The organism is Mesorhizobium sp. 2RAF45 (genome assembly GCF_052115225.1).
Lineage (GTDB): Bacteria > Pseudomonadota > Alphaproteobacteria > Rhizobiales > Rhizobiaceae > Mesorhizobium > Mesorhizobium jarvisii.
The window spans coordinates 594,628-611,878 of the sequence record NZ_JBFRGG010000002.1 but is presented as its reverse complement, the minus strand read 5'-3'; the positions used below and the strand labels follow the sequence as shown (position 1 = coordinate 611,878).

Sequence of the window (17,251 nt, the reverse complement as noted above, 5' to 3'; positions counted from 1 at the left end):
AGTCGGCCGGGCCTTTTCGTGCCAGCTGATGCAGCACGTAGGTCTGGTTGCGAGCCTTAGTCGATTTCCAGCGTGGCTGCCTCGCCTCTGGCCAGAAGCCGTGCGGCGTCACGCGCCGGCGGCAATCCGAAATGGCGCGCATATTCCCGGCTGAACTGGGATGCGCTTTCATAGCCGACGGCAAAGGCGACACGCGCGGCGCTGCCCGGTTCTGCTATCAGCAGATGACGCGCCTCCAGCAGCCGGACCTGCTTCTGGTACTGGATCGGGCTCATGGCCGTCGCCGCCTTGAAGTGGCGGTGGAACGAAGCGTTGCTCATATGGGCCAGCGCGGCCAGTTCCGTCACATCGATAGGCTCGTTGTAGTGCGATCGTATCCAGGCGGTGGCGCGGCGGATCTGCGACAGGCGGCCGTCAGCGCGCGCGAGCTGACGCAGCTTGGCGCCTTGCGGCCCCTGCAGCAAGCGAAACGCGATCTCGCGTTCGAGCATGGACGCCAGCACCGGAATTTCGGACGGACGGTCGAGCAGCCGCAGCATGCGGCGCCAGGCATCGAGCAGTTCGTCATCCAGCCGGTTGGTCACGAAGCTGTCGCCGTCGACCGCCGGCTTGTGGTCGATAAGCAGGCTGGCGATCAGCTCGACATCGAGGGCGAAGGCGATGGCCATGTAAGGACGGGCGCTGCTCGCCTCGATCAGCTGGCTGGTGGCGGGCGTCTCCACCGCATAGACGAAATAGCTGCCGGCGCCGTAGCGAAGCGTGCGGTCGCCGATCAGCACAGTCTTCGCACCTTGCAGCACGAACAGCACCGTCGGTTGGCAAAGCTCGGGCAGCGGCGGGGTCGGAACCGCGCTGCGGCCGATCGTAACCCGCGGGATGGCCGTCTTTGTGCGCCGCCCATGCGCATGGCGGCCGGCGATCGCGATCAGTTCCTGCAGGGCGTCTTCCATGTCTTCAGCATTGCCGATCCATGCAGGCCGCGCAACCGGTTGAGAGGATTAGGCAAGAGGACGCGAGTATCCGGCGCGCCAAATCGGCCGGCGCACGTCATGTCTGGGTTTCAAAGAAGGAGATGTGGACATGACGACGAAAACGAATGCGCTGATCACCGGGGCCAACAAGGGCATCGGCCTCGAAACCGCCCGCCGGCTGGCGGCCATGGGGTTCAAGGTCTGGCTCGGCGCCCGCGATGCCGAGCGCGGGGAGGCTGCGGCAAGGGTGTTGCGCAATGAAGGGCTCGACGTCGAATGGCTCGCGCTCGACGTCGCCAGCGACGACAGCGTCGCGGCGGCGGCCAGAAACTTGACGGCGCAGGTCTCCAGCCTCGACGTGCTGGTCAACAATGCCGGCATTGCCCCAGGCTATGTCGACGCGCTCGGACCTGACGGCCGCTACGAACGGCCGCCAAGCCGCGAGGATGTCGCCGACATGCAGGCCACCTATGACGTCAACGTCTTCGGCCCGGTTCGCGTCACCCAGGCCTTCCTGCCGCTGCTCCTGGCTGCGCCGGCCGCCCGTATCGTCATGGTCAGCTATCTCGGCTCGATCGCGCGCGCCGCCGGCAACATCCAGTCGCCCAATGTCATGGGCTACGGCAGCTCGAAGACCGCCCTCAACGCCATCACCGTGGCGTTTGCCAGGGAGCTTTCGCCGCGCGGCATCATGGTCAACGCCGCCGCTCCCGGCTACACCGCGACGGACCTCAATGCGCACAGAGGCGGCCGTACGGTGCAGCAGGCCGCCGGGGTCATCGTGCATCTGGCGACGCAAGAGGCTGGCGGGCCGACCGGCGGCTATTTCGACGAGAACGGTCCGTTGCCCTGGTGAGTGAGGGCCAGGCTATTTCCTGAGCTGGCTGGCAGCGCGTGCGAGCGCTTCGATCTCGTCCCATTTGCCGGCCTTGACCATGTCGTCGGGCGCGACCCAGGAGCCGCCGACGCAGATGACGTTGGGCAGGCTGAGGTAGTCGGCGGCGTTCTTGCCGGTGATGCCGCCGGTCGGGCAGAATTTCACGTCGGCCAACGGCGAGGCGAAAGCCTTCAGCGAGGCGATGCCGCCGGACTGCTCGGCCGGGAAGAATTTCAGGAAGCGCAGACCCGCCTCGCGCGCGGCCATGATCTCGCCGGGCGTGATGGCGCCGGGCAGCAGCGGAACCTCGCTGTCGGCGGCGGCCGCCAGAAGCTCGCGGGTGATGCCGGGGCTGACGATGAAGCGCGAGCCGGCTCTGGCCGCCTCGTCGAACTGCCTGCTGTCCAGAATGGTGCCGGCGCCGACAATGGCTTCCTCGACCTCGGCCGCCACCCGCCGGATCGCTTCCAGCGCGTCGGCGGTCCGCAGCGTGATCTCGATCGCCGGCAGGCCGCCGCGTGCCAGGGCACGGGCCAACGGCACGGCGTTGGCGACATCATCGATCTTCAGCACCGGGATGACCGGCTGGCCGTTGAGGAGCGACAGGAGTTTTTCGGTCTTGCTGGGCATCTGCCTCTCCATAGCCAAGGGGTGATTTCAACCGATTAGCAGACGGGTGTTTGCCTGTCCACGAAACCGGTCGCGTCGCGATGTCACGCGCCGCCAGGCAGCTTACGGGCTCCATCCCGACAGGGCCATGAAAGATACCCAAGTCCGTTTCGCCTTGAATCGGCTTTTACGAGCGTCTAGTTGCTCTGGCAATGACACCGTCCGACCCTTCCCAGCCCGTCCGCGTCGCCGCGCTCTACCGGTTTGCCCGGCTCGACGCCTTCGAGACGCTGCGCGCGCCGCTCGCGGCCTTCTGCTGCGGACGCGGCATCAAGGGCACGCTGCTCCTTGCGCATGAAGGCATCAACGGCACCGTCGCCGGCAGCGAAGAAGCGATCGCCGAGCTCATCGACTGCATCGAAGCCATCGACGGGTTGGCCGGCCTGGAGGTCAAGTTCAGCAGTGCCGCGGACATGCCGTTCCACCGCATGAAGGTGCGGCTGAAGCGCGAGATCGTTACCATGGGCGTCGAAGATATCGACCCGGTGGCGAGTGCCGGCACCTATGTCGCGCCCGCCGACTGGAACGCGCTGATTTCCGAGCCCGACACGATCGTCATCGACACGCGCAATGCCTACGAGGTTTCGATCGGCACGTTCAAGGGCGCGGTCGATCCGGCGACCGCGAGCTTTCGCGAGTTCCCGGCCTGGGTGGAAGCGCACCGGGAGGAGCTCGAGGGCCGCAAGGTGGCGATGTTCTGCACCGGCGGCATACGCTGCGAAAAGGCGACCGCCTATGTCAAGTCGCTCGGCTTCAAGGATGTGTTCCATCTCAAGGGCGGCATCCTCAAGTACCTCGAGGAGGTTCCGGCGGAGCAGAGCCTGTGGCAAGGCGAGTGCTTCGTCTTCGATGAACGAGTTTCGGTGTCGCACGGTCTCGCCGAGGGTGACGCGCAACTCTGCCGTGCCTGCCGCCATCCGCTGACGGCGAGTGAGTTGGCATCGCCCAGATATGCCGCAGGCATTTCTTGCCCGCATTGCTTCGACGCCCGCACCGACGAGGACCGTCAGCGCTACGCCGAGCGCCAGCGGCAGGTCGAGCTTGCGCAGGCGCGGGGCAAGGGGCCGCATATCGGGTCCTGATCCGGGCGAGGGAGCCCGGCAAAGCGGCGGCCTGTCATTGCAATGTCAGGTTTCGGGACCTACGTCTTCGGCGTTCGAAACCTGCCCGTTCGGCCGGGCAAAAGCTGGAGGCACTGAATGTTCGATCCCAAGAAGCTTCTCGACGATCTGCTCGGCTCGCAAATTCCCGGCACCAGCGGCACCGTCCGCGACAAGGCGGGCCAGGCGGTGCAGATGGCCAAGGACAACCCACTGGCCGCCGGTGCGCTGGCCGCCGTGCTGCTTGGAACAGGGGCCGGCCGCGAGGTGACCGGTGCCGCGGTGAAGCTGGGTGGATTGGCCGCGATCGGCGGCCTCGCCTACAAGGCCTACCAGAACTACAAGGCCGGCAACGCCCCGGAGCAGGCGCCCGCCGCCGGCGAACCGGAATTGCTGCCGCCGCCCAAGGACACCGCCTTCCATCCGTCGCAGGCGCCGCAGGGCGAGGATGAATTCACGCTGACCCTGGTGCGGGCGATGATCTCGGCGGCCAAGGCCGACGGCCATGTCGACGACGAGGAGCGCAAGAAGATCGCCGGCAAGCTCAGCCTTTCGGGGATCGACGCCGATGCCGAGAAATTCCTGATGGCGGAGCTGGAGCGGCCGCTCGACCTCGACACGCTGGTGGCGGAGGCCAAGACCGACGCGCAGAAGCTCGAACTCTACACGGCATCGCGTCTCACCATCGATCCCGACACGCGCGCCGAGCGCGGCTATCTCGACCTGCTTGCCGGCCGGCTTGGCCTGCCGGACGCGCTGGTCGACCATGTCGAGGCGACGGTTTCGGCGGCCAAGGTGCCCGCAACTAAGGCCGGGACTTCGCCCAATCCACGCTGGTAGGGTCAGATCGGGACAGGCCGTCTTTCCGCGTTAACCTTTCGTTAACTCAGGAAGCGCATGATTCTACACAGTCGGATCGGCTTTTCCTCCTCCCAAGCCCGGTTCAGATCAGGGCGGTCGCCAATGACCGCCCTTTTTGTCGGCCCATGCCGGGGCTTTCTCCGAAAACCGGACATGATTTTTCGAGGGCATGCTCGCGCAGGTCCGCTTGCCATCGCTGCCGTCATTTGCGATGCCTTCTGCCGAGCCAGATCCTGAAAATCAGTCGGGCACGCTCGGCGCTGCCGGAGGACATCAGCCATGACCGAAGAAAGAACCGCCATCGTCACCGGCGCCGGCACAGGCATCGGCAAGAGCGTCGCCACGGCGCTGCTCAAGGCCGGTTGGAACACGGTGTTCTGCGGCCGCCGCAAGGCGGTGCTGGATGCCGCGATCGTCGAGGCCGGCCGGACCGAGGCCAAGGCATTGGCGGTTGCCTGCGACATCAGCAAGGCCGGCGAGGTCGACGATCTGTTCGAGACGGTGGCGGAAGCCTTTGGCCGCGTCGACCTGCTCTTCAACAATGCCGGCATGGGTTACAAGTCGACGCCGATCGACGAGATCCCGGTCGAAGTGTGGAACGATATTGTCGGCGTCAATCTCACCGGTTCGTTCCTGTGCGCCCGTGCCGCCTTCGGTGCCATGCGCAAGCAGCGGCCGATGGGTGGGCGCATCATCAACAATGGTTCGGTGTCGGCCTATGCGCCGCGCCCGGGCTCGGTGCCCTATACGGCGACCAAGCATGCCATCACCGGCCTGACCAAGACGCTGGCGCTCGACGGCCGGCCCTACGACATCGCCTGCGGCCAGATCGACATCGGCAATGCGCTGACCGACATGGCGCAGCCGATGACCGTCGGCGTGCCACAGGCCAATGGCTCCATCGCCGCCGAAGCGGTGATGGATGTCCAGCACGTCGCCGATGCCGTCGTCCACATGGCCAGCCTGCCGCTCGAGGCGAACGTACTGTTCATGACCGTGATGGCAACCAAGATGCCGTTCGTCGGGCGTGGGTGAGCAGCGGACGCTGGCAGGGCCTCCGCCGCCGGCTCATTTGCCCGCCAGCGGCGCGCCGGGCTTGAAAAGCAGAATGGGCCTGATCTCGTAAACGGCGGTCGGATTGACACGGCGAAGGTCGCGGGCGATCGCGATGGCCTCGTCCCGCGTGGCGCAGTCGACGACATAGAGGCCGAGCAATTGTTCCTTGGTCTCGGCGAAAGGACCGTCGATGACCACGCCGTCGCCCGGACCGCGCAAGGTGAAGGCATCCTGTGTCGCCCCCAGACGCGCAGACGGTCCAAGCGTGCCTTCCTCACGAAGCCTTGTGTTGATCTTCAGCAACTCGGCCATCAGTGCCGCATCTTCCTGCGGCGTCAGCGCCTTGATCGCGTCTTCCACGTGATAGGCAAGGATTGCATAAAACATACGAGGAACCTCACTTCGATCCTTATCCGAGGACCGTAGCCGTTCTCGAGATGCACGCCCAGTCTTGGCCGCTTGCCTGCGGACGGCTCATGACACCGCCATGGCAGCCGGCCACAAACCATCCCGACCCGCGCGGCAGACGCCAAGCCTCACTTGGCGAGGAACGCCCCGATCCGTTCCAGCGCGCGCAAGATGTTCTCCTCGGAGTTGGCGTAGGAGAGCCTGACATAGCCTTCGCCGAGAATGCCGAAATCGGGGCCGCCGATCAGCGCCACGCCGGCGTCGTCGAGCAGCGCGGAGGCGAGCTTCTTTGCCTTCCAGCCGGTCTTCGAGACATTGGGGAAGGCGTAGAACGCGCCCTTGGGCGTGATGCAGGAAATGTTGGGCAAGGCGTTCAGCCCCTCGACCACGACCTTCCTGCGGCGGTCGAAGGCGCGCATCATCGTGTCGACATCGTCCTGCGGGCCATCGATGGCCGCGATGCCGGCGAACTGGCTCGGCGCGTTGACGCAGGACCAGCAATTGACCGCCAGCTTGCGCACCTTGTCGTAGAGATGGGCACCCTTGTCGCCGTTCGGCCAGATCGACCAGCCCATGCGCCAGCCGGTCATCGCCCAGGTCTTGGACCAGCCATTGAGCACGATCAGCCGGTCGCGGATTTCGGGGAAGCCGAGCAGCGAGCAATGCGTCTCGCCGTCATAGGTCATGACGTCGTAGATCTCGTCGGAGAGGATGGCGACATCGGGGTGCTTCTCCAGCCCCTTGACCAGCTTCTCGATTTCGGCGCGCGGCGTGACGCCGCCGGTCGGGTTGGCCGGCGAGTTGAGGATCAAGAGCCTGGTCTTGGGGGTGATCAGCGCCAGCGTCTCTTCTGCCGAAAAGGCAAAGCCGTTTTCCTCTCGCATCGGCACGGGAATGGGGGCCGCGCCGGTGAATTCGATCATCGAGCGGTAGATGGGAAAGCCGGGGTCGGGATAGAGGATCTCGGCGCCGGGTTCACCGAACATCAGGATGGCGGCGAACATGGTCGGCTTGCCGCCCGGCAGGATCATCACCGTCTCGGGCGAGACCTCGACGCCGGTGGTGGTCAGCGTGCGCCGCACCACCGCCTCGCGCGTTGCCAGAAGCCCGTTGGCGGGCGTGTAGCCGTGGTGGCCGTCACGCAGCGCCTTGATCGCGGCCTCGACGATGTGCTGCGGCGTCTTGAAGTCAGGCTGGCCGATGCCGAGATTGACGATGTCGCGACCCTGTTGGGCCAGAGCAGTCGCCCTCGCGAGCACCGCGAAGGCATTTTCCTCGCCGAGACGGTCGAAGGCCGAAATCGTGTGGAGCATTTTTCCCGTCCGTGTGGTTCTTACTGTGGGGTTGCGTTTTTGTGAGCTTCGGCCCGCAAAAGTCAAACGGATTGGAGTCTTCGGTGTCGGAAAATCTCAAAGATTGGCAACCGCGCCCGCGACCCGAGCGCAAGGCGATCGACGGCCGCTATGTCAGGCTCGAACCGCTGAGCGCCTCAAAGCACGGTGACGGGCTCTATGAAGCGTCTTCCGTGTCCGATGTCGACGGCCGCTTCGCCTGGCTGCCCGACTATCCGCCGGAAACCCGCGCCGCCTTCCAGCCCTGGCTGGACAAGGTCGAGGCGAGCGAAGACCCGCTGTTCTTCGCCGTCATCGACAAGGCCAGCGGCAAGGTCGCCGGTCGCCAGACATTGATGCGCATCGATCCCGCCTACGGCGTCATCGAGATCGGCAACATCTATTGGGGGCCGCTGATCTCGCGCAAACCGGGCGCGACGGAAGCGCAGTTCCTGTTCATGAAATACATCTTCGACGAACTGGGTTACCGCCGCTACGAATGGAAGTGCAACAACCGCAACGAACCGTCGAAGCGGGCCGCGGAACGGTTCGGCTTCAAGTTCGAAGGCATTTTCCGCCAACACCTCATCGTCAAGGGTGAAAACCGCGATACCGCATGGTATTCGATCATCGACAAGGAATGGCCGGCCCTGCGCAAAGCCTATGCAGCGTGGCTCGATCCGGCCAATTTCGACAGCGCCGGCCAGCAAAAGCGACGGCTCGAGGATTTTCGCGCGGATTTCGGCGCCTAGGAGTTTGCCATTGGCGCATTCCCACGACCATAGCGGCCATGATCACGGCGGTGCCGGCCATATGCATGGCGCGACCGACAAGAAGCGCGTGCTGATCGCCGCCTGCCTGACGGCGGGCTTCATGGTGGCGGAAGCGCTTGGCGGCCTGTTCACCGGATCGCTGGCGCTGCTGGCCGATGCCGGCCACATGCTCGCCGACGCCATCGCACTCGGCCTTGCCTGGTATGCCTTCCATCTTGCCGGGCGCCCGGCGACCGGGCAGCTCACCTATGGCTTCGGCCGGGTAAAGACATTGGTCGCCTACACCAACGGCATCGCCATCTTCGCCATCGCGCTGTGGATCGTCTACGAGGCCTGGCAGCGCCTGCTCACACCGGCGCCGGTGCTGGGCGGACCGACGCTCGTGGTGGCGATCCTCGGCCTGCTGGTCAATATCAGCTCCTTCCTGGTGCTGCATGGCGGCGACCGCGAAAGCCTCAACATGCGCGGCGCCATCCTGCATGTGCTGGGCGACCTGCTCGGCTCGGCAGCGGCAATCGTGGCGGCCCTGGTCATCCTGGCGACCGGCTGGACGCCGATCGACCCGATCCTGTCGGTGCTGGTCTCGCTGCTGATCCTGTCGACGGCCTGGTCGCTGATGCGCGCCGCAGCCCATGTGCTGCTCGAAGGCGTGCCGCCAACCCTCGACCGGGATCTGATCGCCACGGACATCCAGAGCGCGGTCAAGGGCGTGCGCGAGGTGCATCATATGCATATCTGGTCGCTGGACGGGACAAGCACCATGGCGACGCTGCATGCCTGCCTCGACGAGGGCCTCGACGCCCATCAGGCCGTCAGCGCCATCAAGAAGCGGCTTGCCAGCCAGCATGGCATCAGCCATGCCACCGTGGAACCGGAATTCGGCCAATGCGCCGACGAGGCCGACGACCACGATCATGAGCATGAGCACGATGCGGCCGCGCATCACAGCCACCATCACTAAGCCCGGTCGGTAACCGGCCCCGCCTCAGGAGTTCCACAGCTTTGAAAGCCAGCTTGACGAATGCCCGCTGCCCCGGTGCTGCATGATGGACCGCGACACCAGGAATGCCGCTATTGCCGCGCTGTGGATCATGCTGCTGTTCGGCATTGCCGCCTTCTACCTGCCAACCGTGATGCTGGCACTCGGCAGTCTCTCAACCGTGCTCGCCGGTATATTCGGCATCGTCTTCGTGCTGGCGTTTTTCCTCGTCTTCTGGCTGCGCGCGCGCAGCCAGCGCAAAAATCAGGACAAGTAAGGGAATTTTGACATGCGCATTCTGATCACTGGCGCCGCGGGCATGGTCGGCCGCAAGCTCATCGCCCGGCTGGCCAAGGACGGCACGCTGCGCGGCAAAAAGATCGCCGCGCTCGACCTGCACGATATCGTGCCGCCGCAGGCCCCGGCCATGGAGGGCGTCAGCATCAGCACCCATACCGGCGACCTTGCGGAAGCGGGCGCTGCCGAAAGCCTTGTCGCGTCGCGGCCGGATGTCATCTTCCATCTCGCCGGCATCGTGTCGGGCGAGGCGGAAGCGAATTTCGACCTCGGCTACCGCGTCAATCTCGACGGCACGCGGGCTTTGTTCGATGCGATTCGCCTGGCGGATTTTGCGCCGCGCGTCGTCTTCACCTCGTCGATCGCGGTGTTCGGCGCGCCGTTCCCGGATATCATCCCCGATGACTTCCACCCAACGCCGCTGACCTCCTATGGCACGCAGAAGCAGATGAGCGAGGCGCTGCTTGCCGACTATTCCAGGCGCGGCTTCTTCGACGGCATCGGCATCCGCCTGCCGACCATCTGCGTGCGGCCCGGCAAGCCGAACAAAGCGGCCTCCGGCTTCTTCTCCGGCATCATCCGCGAGCCCTTAAGCGGGCAAGAGGCGATCCTGCCGGTGCCGCGCTCGGTTGTGCACACCCATGCCAGCCCGCGCTCCGCGGTGAACTTCCTGATCCATGCGGCGGAGATCGACAGTGCCGTGGTCGGGCCGCGCCGCAATCTGACGATGCCTGGCGTCGCCGTCACCGTCGGCGAGCAGATCGAGGCGCTGGAGCGTATTGCCGGGCCGAGAGTGGTAAAGCTGATCCGCGAGGTACCGGACGAGACGATCTGGGCGATCGTCAAGGGCTGGCCGACCCGCTTCGAGGCGAAGCGGTCACGGGAGCTCGGCTTCAGCGCCGAGAAGAGTTTTGACGAGATCATCCGCGCCCACATCGAGGATGAGCTGGGCGGCCAGATTCCTGGGTAGGAGTTGCCATCCCATTTCGATGAGATGGGGAAGGGCCTAGACGCTGCCCGTCAGGCTGGCCGACAGCAGCAACAATCCGAACAGGAAGACGAAGGCGGCGCCGCCGATCTCGACGATCGAGTGGATGCGGTTGCCCATGCGGCCGTCGCCGGCGAAATACACCGCCCAATTCTTGGCGGTCACGGCAAGCGTTGCCAGCGCCGAGACGGTGATGGCGGTGCCTAACGACATTGCCAGCACCGACAGCAGGCCGCCGATCCAGAGCCCGTTGAGCAGCGCGAAGCTCAGCACGATCAGTGCGCCGGAGCAGGGGCGGATGCCGACGGCCGCCACCGCCGACCAGGCGGTGCGCCAGTCGAAGCGATCGCCCGACAGCAGCGCTGGATCGGGCGCATGCGAGTGGCCGCAGTTTTCGCAGACCTCGCCCACCGCGTGATCGTGATGCGCATGGTCATGATGCGCGTGATCGTGCGCGCCATGGTCGTGATGGTGGTCATGCGCGGCGTGCTCGTGATGGCTGTGCGAATGGTCATGGTCATGGTCGCCATGCCCCTGCAGTGCGTGCGAATGGGCATGCGCCGAAAGGCTGTGCGCGGCATGCGAATGGCCGGCGTGGGAATGACCCGCGTGAGAGTGCCCAGCGTGCGAGCGACCCCCATGCGAATGGCCGGCGTGCGCCGCCGAGAGACTGTAGGCAGGCGCCCTGCCGAACAGGCGCAGGATGGACGGGCCGAGCTTGCGCCACAGCAGCCAGGCGCCGAACAGGGTGACGAGGGCAAAGCTCATGATCTCCATGAACCAGGCCGCGTCGGTCATCGAGATGGTTGTGCCGCGCAGGACGAAATAGGCAAGCAGCATGACGGCGATCGCCGTCAGACCCTGCAGCAGGGCGGAGACGAAGGACAACAGGATGCCGCGCTTGAGCGCCACTTCATTGGCCACCATATAGGAGGAGATCACCGCCTTGCCGTGGCCGGGACCGGCGGCATGGAAAATGCCATAGGCGAAGGACAGGCCGATGAGCACCCAGAGCTTGCTGTTGTCCTGGCGCATCGCCTTCATGGCTGTCGCCAGCGCGCGATAGAATTCCTGCTGGCGCAGGTTGATCCACATCAGGATGTGGGCGAACGGACCGGTGGTGGGCGCCATGCCGTCATTCACGCCGATGCCGAGCGAAGACTGGGCGTGCGCGGCATTGGCGAAATGCATTGCGGCAAAGGCGAGGGCCAACAGGCCGAATGCCAAACGCAGGGACGGTTTCGTCACCGGCTTCATCCTTCTGGCTGACAGGTCAGTTCGAGCTTGGTGGCAAAGATCTTGCTCATGTCGGTGCCTGTCGGGTCGTTGAAGAAGGCATCCGTCAGGGTCTTCTGGTTTTCCTTGATGGCTTCATCCGGATCCGGACGGATCACCTTGCTGGTGCAATTCGACGGCAGGCCTGCAACGGTGATGTTGGAATCCTCGGTGAAGTCGATCGCCGTGTAGAAGGTCGGGTCGTAGACGCCGATGTCGATCGTGCCGGTCAGCTTGATCGGCTCCTTGGGTTCCGACTCGAACAGGATGATCAGCTGGTCGTTGTCGAAATTGGCCATCAGATGTGGAGGCGGCACCATCGTCACGTCCTTGCCGTTCTGCGTGACGAGCTGGAAATAGTTGAATTCGGCCAGCGAGGCATGAACGGTGTCGGCGACCTCCTTCAGCTCCTTGTCGTCAAGCTTCAGGTCGGAGTTCTTGTCGAACTCCATCATCACCGTACTCGAAAACAGGTCGTCGAAGCGCCAGAGATGACGCAGCGCTTTCACACTTTGGTGATCCGGAGAGAGGATCACGTCCAGGCGTGCCTCGGCAAAGACGTGCGGATGCACGTAAGCCGGTCCCGTCGCGGCAAGGGTCGCCGCCAGGGCCGAAGCCAGTATGATTGCGTGCCGTTTGAGGTGCATTCCCGGTCGCGATTCCCTTGGCTTTGGAGAGAAACCGAAGGTTACCAGAAAGGGGGCGAAATTGGGACCGCCAGTGCGCGTCACCCAAAAGTGCGCAGCGGTTTTGGGATCATGACACGCACAAAACTCAGAGCGTGTCACCCAAAAGTGCGCAGCGGTTTTGGGACCACGACACGCACGCCACAGGAACCTGGGGCAGGTCAAGCGACCTCACGCGTCCTGAACCACTGCACCAGGAAGTCGACGAAAACACGGACCTTGGCCGGCAGATAGCGGCGATGCGGGTAGACGGCGAAGATGCCGCCGCCCGACAGGATGCGGTCGTCGAGTGCCGTCACCAGCTGGCCGCTCTTGAGATCCGGCGAGGCGATGAAATCCGGGAGGATACAAAATCCGAGTCCCGACAGGGCCGCGGCCCGCGCCGCCATCGGGCTGTTGACCTCGATCGGGCCTGATACGGCGACGCTCAGCTGATCGTTGTTGTCGCCCTTGAACGCCCAGTTGTTCAGCCCGCGGCCGTTGGTGTCGACGATGCAGGGCATGTGGCCGAGATCCTGCGGCCGCGTCGGCATGCCATGCTTGGCGATCAGTTCGGGCGAGGCGCAGAGTTTCACCGAAAACGGCGCCAGGCGTCTCGCGATCAGCGACGAATTCTCCAGGCGCGAGATGCGCACGGCGAGATCGAAGCCCTCCTCGACCAGGTCGACGAAGCGGTCGTCGAGCTGGATGTCGAGCACGATGTCGGGGTGCTGCTTGGCAAAGTCGATCAGCGATTGGCCGATCGGCGCATCGGCGAAGGTGCGCGGCGCCGACAGTTTGATCCTGCCGCGCACGTCGCCGGAGGATTCTCGCACGGCGTCCGCCAGGCTGTCGACCTCGCGTACGATCTCCGAGGCGCGCCGGTAATAGGTGTGGCCGGCCTCGGTCATCGAGAATTGGCGCGTCGTGCGGTTCAGCAGCAGCGCGCCGAGTTCGTCCTCCAGCTCGCGCACATATTTCGACAGCAGCGCCTTGGAGCGGCCGATCTTGCGCGCCGCCGCCGAAAAGCCCTCGGCCTCGACGACGTCGATGAAGGCGCGCATGCGGGTCAGTGTGTCCATGGTTCAGGCCCTTTGTGCTGCGTCGAGAAGTTTTCGGCCGAGCCGTATCAGGGCAATGTCGCTGCCGGAAGGGCCTAACAGCGAAAGCCCGAACGGTGCGCCGGCGACCGAGCCGATGGGCAAGGTGATCTGTGGAAAGCCGGAAAGCCCGGCGAGGCACAGAAGATGCAAGGCGCGCTCGCGATAGGCCTGGAACTCCTCCGGCGTCGAGTCGACATAGGGCGCCGGGCCCGGCACCGTCGGCAGGACAAGGAAGCCGTCCTTGCCGAGCAGGGCGCTCAGCTCGCCACGAAAGGTCAGGCGGCGCACTTTTTCGGCCTGCGCCGTGCGGTCATCGACGGCGCGGCCGAAGCCGAAACGCTCCTCGACGCCGGGACCAAGGTCGCGCTCGCCGCTGGTGATCCATTCGCCATGCACGCCCCAGGCTTCCTTGGCCTGCAGCCGGCGAAAGCACCAGTAGAGTTCATCAGAGGAAGAGCTGAAGTGCTCGGTCGAGGTCGCCGGAGCACCGAAAACCGTGCCCACCAGCGCCTTCATTGCGGCATATCCGGCAAGTGCGGGGCGGGCGACCATCTCGTCCAGCCAGGTGAGCGATATCGGGCGGTCCAGCGAATGCTGGTGCGGGTCGCGGCCGAGCAGCAGCTTGCCGACGGTCTCATAGGTCTCGATGTCGTCGGCGAACCAGCCGAACGTGTCGAAGCTCGGTGCCAGCTTCATGGTGCCGTCGAGTGAAATGCGGCCATGTGTGGTGCGCAGCCCGATCAGGCCGCAAAAACTTGCCGGCGCGCGGATCGAGCCGCCGGTGTCGGAACCGGTCGCGATGTCGGCCAGCCTGCCCGCCACCGCCGATGCCGATCCGGACGACGAGCCGCCGGTGACGCGGTCGGGCGCCGCAGGGTTCACCGGAAACGGAAGATGCGCGTTCTGGCCGAACAGCGCGAAGGCCAGCTCGTCGGTCTGCGTCTTGCCGACGAAGCGGGCGCCGGCATCGAGAATCGCCTGCACGGCCGGCGCCGTGCGCGAGGCGGCATTGCCTTCGGCGAATTTCCTGGAATTGCCACAGCCGGTGCGGTAGCCGGCGACGTCGTAGATGTCCTTGACAGCCAGCCGCAGGCCCGCGAGCGGGCCGAGTTCGGCATGAGCCACGGGCACCTGGCGAAGATCGAGGAAGGCGTTGTAGGGGCCGTGCGTGCCTGTCATCGTTCGATATCCGGATACGGTTGCATGTACATTGTTCGATGCCGGAAATTTTACAACCTGCGATACGATTTTTATTGATTGTGAAATCCTTCGCCCCTATATCGCGCTTGCCCAAAGTCGCACGTGCCTGTGGGTGTCCGCCGATCCTCGAATGGTGAGGGAAATCGGTAAGGTAACTGGAGCCAACCCCTCCAGTCGGTCTAGCGGCCAACCGCCAGCCCGAGGACACCTTGAAGCAACGACGGTGCGGGCCTTTCTGGTTCTCTGCCGGTTGTCCAAAGACCGGGGTTACTGAAGAGGCACACCTTCATTGCCGGCAGTGCGGAACGGGGTTCTCCCAATCCAAGCCAAGGCAGACAAAGCGGACCGAAGCCGGGCAAGGCCGAGGTTCATCGCCGCGAGACGGCGTTTCATGGTTCCGGGGTCTCCACCGGCTGGTTCCATGGATTTTCCGTCCCGCCTTTGTCCACCGCGTGTTCGCGAGGCCGACAGCCCGCGTCCGCACCCTTGTGCGCGCCGAAAGGCGTGTTTGGAGAAACCCGATGGCTACCCAGCGCATCCTCGATTTCCTCGCCACCCGACGTCCGTCCGGCCCTTGCCTCGTCGTCGACCTCGATGTCGTGCGCGACAATTTTCGCGCCTTCGAGAAGGCGCTGCCCGACTCCAAGATCTACTATGCGGTGAAAGCAAACCCAGCGCCGGAAATCCTGCGCCTCCTTGCTGCGATGGGCTCGTCCTTCGACACCGCTTCCGTTGCCGAAGTCGAGATGGCGATGGACGCGGGTGCGCCCGCGGACCGCATCTCCTTCGGCAACACCATCAAGAAGGAGCGTGACATCGCACGCGCCTACCAGCTCGGTATCAAGCTGTTCGCGGTCGATTGCGTCGAGGAGGTCGAGAAGATCGCCCGCGTCGCTCCCGGCGCGCGCGTGTTCTGCCGCGTGCTGACCGACGGCGAAGGCGCCGAATGGCCGCTGTCGCGCAAGTTCGGCTGCGTGCCGGCCATGGCCGTCGACGTGCTGCGTCATGCCAAGAGCCTCGGCCTCGACGCCTATGGCGTGTCGTTCCATGTCGGCTCGCAGCAGACCGACCTGACCGCCTGGGACCGTGCCCTGGCCGACGCCAAGAAGGTGTTCGCCACGCTCGCCGAGGAAGGCATCGTCTTGAAGATGGTCAACATGGGCGGCGGTTTCCCGACGCGCTATTTGCGCGACGTGCCGGCGGCCCAGGCCTATGGCCAGGCGATCTTCTCGGCGCTGCGCAAGCATTTCGGCAATGCCATTCCCGAAACCATCATCGAGCCGGGCCGCGGCATGGTCGGCAATGCCGGCGTCATCAAGTCGGAAGTCGTGCTGATCTCGAAGAAGGCCGACAATGACAATGTGCGCTGGGTGTTCCTCGACATCGGCAAGTTCGGCGGTCTGGCCGAGACGATGGACGAGGCGATCCGCTATCCCCTCGTCACCCGCCACGATGGCTCGGAGACCGCGCCTTGCGTGCTCGCCGGCCCGACCTGCGATTCGGCCGACGTGATGTACGAGAAGACGCCGTATCCGCTGCCTCTGTCGCTGACGATCGGCGACGAGGTGCTGATCGAAGGCACCGGCGCCTACACGACCACCTACTCGGCGGTCGCCTTCAACGGCTTCGAGCCTCTCCGATCCTACGTGATCTGACGGTTCGAAAGAACTGATCAGATCATCCCGGACGGGCGCTTGCCGCCCGCCCGGGCTCGCTTGTGGAACAGATCTCCGCTCGCCAGGGATTGCGGAAATGGAAATGTCAGTTGAAATCGTAGCTCATGCGCCGGCCTTCTCGATGGTCGCCGAAACCGTCGCCGACGTCGCGGCACGCGAAGCCTTGCTCGATCGTGCCATGGGGCCGATGCGGCGGAAAAAATCGTCGGAGAAGCTGCGGCGGGGCCGCCGGCCTTCGGAAGGCCTGGCTTTCGTCGCGCGCGATGCCTCGGGCGGCGTCGCCGGCACGGTGCGGCTGTGGGACGTCAGGCTGGGTGAGGGCGGCCCGGCGGCATTGCTGCTTGGCCCGCTCGCCGTCGATCCGTCGCTCAAGAATGCCGGCATTGGCTCGGCGCTGATGCGCCACGCCGTGGCCGAGGCGGCGCGTCTCGGCCACGCGGCGATCCTGCTGGTCGGCGATGCGCCCTACTACGGACGCTTCGGCTTCTCGGCCGACAAGACGGGCCGGCTGGCGATGCCAGGCCCCTATGAGCGGCATCGCCTGCTGGCGCTGGAACTGGTGGACGGCGCGCTCGACGGCGTGCACGGCACGCTGAAGGCTTGCGGCCGCAAGCTGAAGGCCCAGGCGCCGCCACTGGCCGCATGAGGCATCGACCCCGCTATTCCTCTAACAAACGCCGCCTGAAAAGGCGGCGTTTTGATTCATTGACCCATCGGGTAATCGTGCGTGCTCAGCCGATCAACTGGCTGAGCGCCATGGCCACCGTCATGTCGCCTTCGACTTTGATCTTGCCGGTCATGAACGCCATGGTCGGGTTCAGGTCGCCGGCGATCAGCGAATCGAGATCGTCGAGCGAGAGCTTTATGGTGCAGTCGGTGGGGGCATCGGTGTTCGAGACGGTTGCGCCGTCGATGACGATGACGCCGTCGCCGCCGGTGTCGAACTTCACGGAACGATCAAACCCGCTGCTGGCCACGCGCGACTTGATCTTCTCGGCAATCTCCTGAACGCTCACGCTGTT

19 protein-coding genes are annotated in these 17,251 nt (G+C 64.9%); 10 read left to right on the top strand and 9 right to left on the bottom strand.

All coding sequences use genetic code 11. The annotated features are described in order from the left end of the window. Window positions 1–56: 56 nt before the first annotated feature. A complete protein-coding gene (locus tag AB4Z43_RS07835; protein WP_202379802.1) occupies window positions 57–950 on the bottom strand; it encodes an AraC family transcriptional regulator in 894 nt (297 codons plus the stop codon). Between the two features lie 130 nt (window positions 951–1,080). On the opposite strand from AB4Z43_RS07835, the gene AB4Z43_RS07830 reads away from it, so the two are divergent. After that, window positions 1,081–1,827 carry an SDR family NAD(P)-dependent oxidoreductase gene (locus AB4Z43_RS07830; RefSeq protein WP_441936778.1) on the top strand — a complete coding sequence of 249 codons (747 nt, stop codon included), beginning with the start codon at window positions 1,081–1,083 and terminating at the stop codon, window positions 1,825–1,827. Between the two features lie 12 nt (window positions 1,828–1,839). On the opposite strand, the gene AB4Z43_RS07825 is transcribed toward AB4Z43_RS07830, so the two are convergent. Further along, on the bottom strand, window positions 1,840–2,478 hold the full coding sequence (locus tag AB4Z43_RS07825; protein ID WP_027047366.1) for a 2-dehydro-3-deoxy-phosphogluconate aldolase: 639 nt from the start codon (window positions 2,476–2,478) through the stop codon (window positions 1,840–1,842). Window positions 2,479–2,669: 191 nt separating this feature from the next. Here AB4Z43_RS07825 and trhO point away from each other — a divergent pair, with 191 nt between their 5' ends. The 3 genes from trhO to AB4Z43_RS07810 all read left to right on the top strand — a co-directional run bounded on the left by trhO (window position 2,670) and on the right by AB4Z43_RS07810 (window position 5,513). After that, the gene (gene trhO, locus AB4Z43_RS07820; protein WP_202361718.1) at window positions 2,670–3,599 is read left to right on the top strand and encodes an oxygen-dependent tRNA uridine(34) hydroxylase TrhO; all 930 of its coding nucleotides are present in this window, start codon (window positions 2,670–2,672) and stop codon (window positions 3,597–3,599) included. A gap of 117 nt (window positions 3,600–3,716) precedes the next feature. Further along, on the top strand, window positions 3,717–4,457 hold the full coding sequence (locus AB4Z43_RS07815; protein ID WP_019861027.1) for a tellurite resistance TerB family protein: 741 nt from the start codon (window positions 3,717–3,719) through the stop codon (window positions 4,455–4,457). A gap of 300 nt (window positions 4,458–4,757) precedes the next feature. After that, window positions 4,758–5,513, top strand: coding sequence for an SDR family oxidoreductase (locus AB4Z43_RS07810; RefSeq protein ID WP_010911332.1), 756 nt, complete (start codon window positions 4,758–4,760; stop codon window positions 5,511–5,513). Between the two features lie 33 nt (window positions 5,514–5,546). Here AB4Z43_RS07810 and AB4Z43_RS07805 read toward each other — a convergent pair whose 3' ends face one another. After that, entirely contained in the window at window positions 5,547–5,921 is a 375-nt protein-coding gene (locus tag AB4Z43_RS07805; RefSeq protein ID WP_019861024.1) for a YciI family protein, read from the bottom strand. A gap of 149 nt (window positions 5,922–6,070) precedes the next feature. Next, entirely contained in the window at window positions 6,071–7,255 is a 1,185-nt protein-coding gene (locus tag AB4Z43_RS07800) for a pyridoxal phosphate-dependent aminotransferase (protein ID WP_064980762.1), read from the bottom strand. Between the two features lie 83 nt (window positions 7,256–7,338). Between AB4Z43_RS07800 and AB4Z43_RS07795 the strand changes: the two genes are divergently transcribed. The 4 genes from AB4Z43_RS07795 to denD all read left to right on the top strand — a co-directional run bounded on the left by AB4Z43_RS07795 (window position 7,339) and on the right by denD (window position 10,292). Continuing rightward, window positions 7,339–8,025, top strand: a complete 687-nt coding sequence (locus AB4Z43_RS07795) for a GNAT family N-acetyltransferase (RefSeq protein ID WP_027047365.1) — start codon at window positions 7,339–7,341, stop codon at window positions 8,023–8,025. 10 nt (window positions 8,026–8,035) lie between these two features. After that, window positions 8,036–9,007: a cation diffusion facilitator family transporter gene (locus tag AB4Z43_RS07790; protein WP_441936774.1), complete on the top strand. Its 972-nt coding sequence runs from the start codon at window positions 8,036–8,038 to the stop codon at window positions 9,005–9,007. An 82-nt stretch (window positions 9,008–9,089) separates the two neighbouring features. Beyond that, on the top strand, window positions 9,090–9,302 hold the full coding sequence (locus tag AB4Z43_RS07785) for a hypothetical protein (RefSeq protein WP_019861021.1): 213 nt from the start codon (window positions 9,090–9,092) through the stop codon (window positions 9,300–9,302). A gap of 12 nt (window positions 9,303–9,314) precedes the next feature. Beyond that, window positions 9,315–10,292: a D-erythronate dehydrogenase gene (denD, locus tag AB4Z43_RS07780; protein WP_441936772.1), complete on the top strand. Its 978-nt coding sequence runs from the start codon at window positions 9,315–9,317 to the stop codon at window positions 10,290–10,292. Between the two features lie 36 nt (window positions 10,293–10,328). Here denD and AB4Z43_RS07775 read toward each other — a convergent pair whose 3' ends face one another. The 4 genes from AB4Z43_RS07775 to AB4Z43_RS07760 all read right to left on the bottom strand — a co-directional run bounded on the left by AB4Z43_RS07775 (window position 10,329) and on the right by AB4Z43_RS07760 (window position 14,532). Beyond that, window positions 10,329–11,567, bottom strand: a complete 1,239-nt coding sequence (locus tag AB4Z43_RS07775; protein ID WP_441936770.1) for a nickel/cobalt transporter — start codon at window positions 11,565–11,567, stop codon at window positions 10,329–10,331. Then, complete coding sequence (locus AB4Z43_RS07770; protein WP_441936768.1) at window positions 11,564–12,232, bottom strand: DUF1007 family protein; 669 nt, start codon at window positions 12,230–12,232, stop codon at window positions 11,564–11,566. The genes AB4Z43_RS07775 and AB4Z43_RS07770 overlap by 4 nt, the downstream gene beginning before the upstream one ends. Window positions 12,233–12,432: 200 nt before the next feature. After that, on the bottom strand, window positions 12,433–13,332 hold the full coding sequence (locus AB4Z43_RS07765) for a LysR family transcriptional regulator (protein ID WP_019861014.1): 900 nt from the start codon (window positions 13,330–13,332) through the stop codon (window positions 12,433–12,435). Between the two features lie 3 nt (window positions 13,333–13,335). Next, complete coding sequence (locus tag AB4Z43_RS07760; protein ID WP_019861013.1) at window positions 13,336–14,532, bottom strand: amidase; 1,197 nt, start codon at window positions 14,530–14,532, stop codon at window positions 13,336–13,338. A 542-nt stretch (window positions 14,533–15,074) separates the two neighbouring features. Between AB4Z43_RS07760 and odc2 the strand changes: the two genes are divergently transcribed. Together odc2 and AB4Z43_RS07750 are read left to right on the top strand one after the other, a co-directional pair. Beyond that, window positions 15,075–16,208 (top strand): ornithine/lysine decarboxylase, encoded by a 1,134-nt coding sequence (odc2, locus tag AB4Z43_RS07755; RefSeq protein ID WP_064980756.1) that lies wholly within the window; start codon window positions 15,075–15,077, stop codon window positions 16,206–16,208. A gap of 97 nt (window positions 16,209–16,305) precedes the next feature. Continuing rightward, the gene (locus AB4Z43_RS07750) at window positions 16,306–16,875 is read left to right on the top strand and encodes a GNAT family N-acetyltransferase (RefSeq protein ID WP_441936765.1); all 570 of its coding nucleotides are present in this window, start codon (window positions 16,306–16,308) and stop codon (window positions 16,873–16,875) included. A gap of 85 nt (window positions 16,876–16,960) precedes the next feature. Here the strand turns inward: AB4Z43_RS07750 and AB4Z43_RS07745 are convergent, their stop codons facing one another. Continuing rightward, a complete protein-coding gene (locus tag AB4Z43_RS07745; protein ID WP_019861010.1) occupies window positions 16,961–17,245 on the bottom strand; it encodes an SCP2 sterol-binding domain-containing protein in 285 nt (94 codons plus the stop codon). Window positions 17,246–17,251 lie beyond the last annotated feature (6 nt).

Bases quoted from the DNA above. Each gene is read 5' to 3' on its own strand.
- AB4Z43_RS07750 (WP_441936765.1), top strand. From the start codon at position 16,306: ATGGAAATGTCAGTTGAAATCGTAGCTCATGCGCCGGCCTTCTCGATG.
- AB4Z43_RS07765 (WP_019861014.1), bottom strand. From the start codon at position 13,332: ATGGACACACTGACCCGCATGCGCGCCTTCATCGACGTCGTCGAGGCC.
- AB4Z43_RS07800 (WP_064980762.1), bottom strand. From the start codon at position 7,255: ATGCTCCACACGATTTCGGCCTTCGACCGTCTCGGCGAGGAAAATGCC.
- odc2 (WP_064980756.1), top strand. From the start codon at position 15,075: ATGGCTACCCAGCGCATCCTCGATTTCCTCGCCACCCGACGTCCGTCC.
- denD (WP_441936772.1), top strand. From the start codon at position 9,315: ATGCGCATTCTGATCACTGGCGCCGCGGGCATGGTCGGCCGCAAGCTC.
- AB4Z43_RS07830 (WP_441936778.1), top strand. From the start codon at position 1,081: ATGACGACGAAAACGAATGCGCTGATCACCGGGGCCAACAAGGGCATC.
- AB4Z43_RS07805 (WP_019861024.1), bottom strand. From the start codon at position 5,921: ATGTTTTATGCAATCCTTGCCTATCACGTGGAAGACGCGATCAAGGCG.
- AB4Z43_RS07815 (WP_019861027.1), top strand. From the start codon at position 3,717: ATGTTCGATCCCAAGAAGCTTCTCGACGATCTGCTCGGCTCGCAAATT.
- AB4Z43_RS07825 (WP_027047366.1), bottom strand. From the start codon at position 2,478: ATGCCCAGCAAGACCGAAAAACTCCTGTCGCTCCTCAACGGCCAGCCG.
- trhO (WP_202361718.1), top strand. From the start codon at position 2,670: ATGACACCGTCCGACCCTTCCCAGCCCGTCCGCGTCGCCGCGCTCTAC.
- AB4Z43_RS07770 (WP_441936768.1), bottom strand. From the start codon at position 12,232: ATGCACCTCAAACGGCACGCAATCATACTGGCTTCGGCCCTGGCGGCG.
- AB4Z43_RS07810 (WP_010911332.1), top strand. From the start codon at position 4,758: ATGACCGAAGAAAGAACCGCCATCGTCACCGGCGCCGGCACAGGCATC.
- AB4Z43_RS07835 (WP_202379802.1), bottom strand. From the start codon at position 950: ATGGAAGACGCCCTGCAGGAACTGATCGCGATCGCCGGCCGCCATGCG.
- AB4Z43_RS07785 (WP_019861021.1), top strand. From the start codon at position 9,090: ATGATGGACCGCGACACCAGGAATGCCGCTATTGCCGCGCTGTGGATC.
- AB4Z43_RS07760 (WP_019861013.1), bottom strand. From the start codon at position 14,532: ATGACAGGCACGCACGGCCCCTACAACGCCTTCCTCGATCTTCGCCAG.
- AB4Z43_RS07775 (WP_441936770.1), bottom strand. From the start codon at position 11,567: ATGAAGCCGGTGACGAAACCGTCCCTGCGTTTGGCATTCGGCCTGTTG.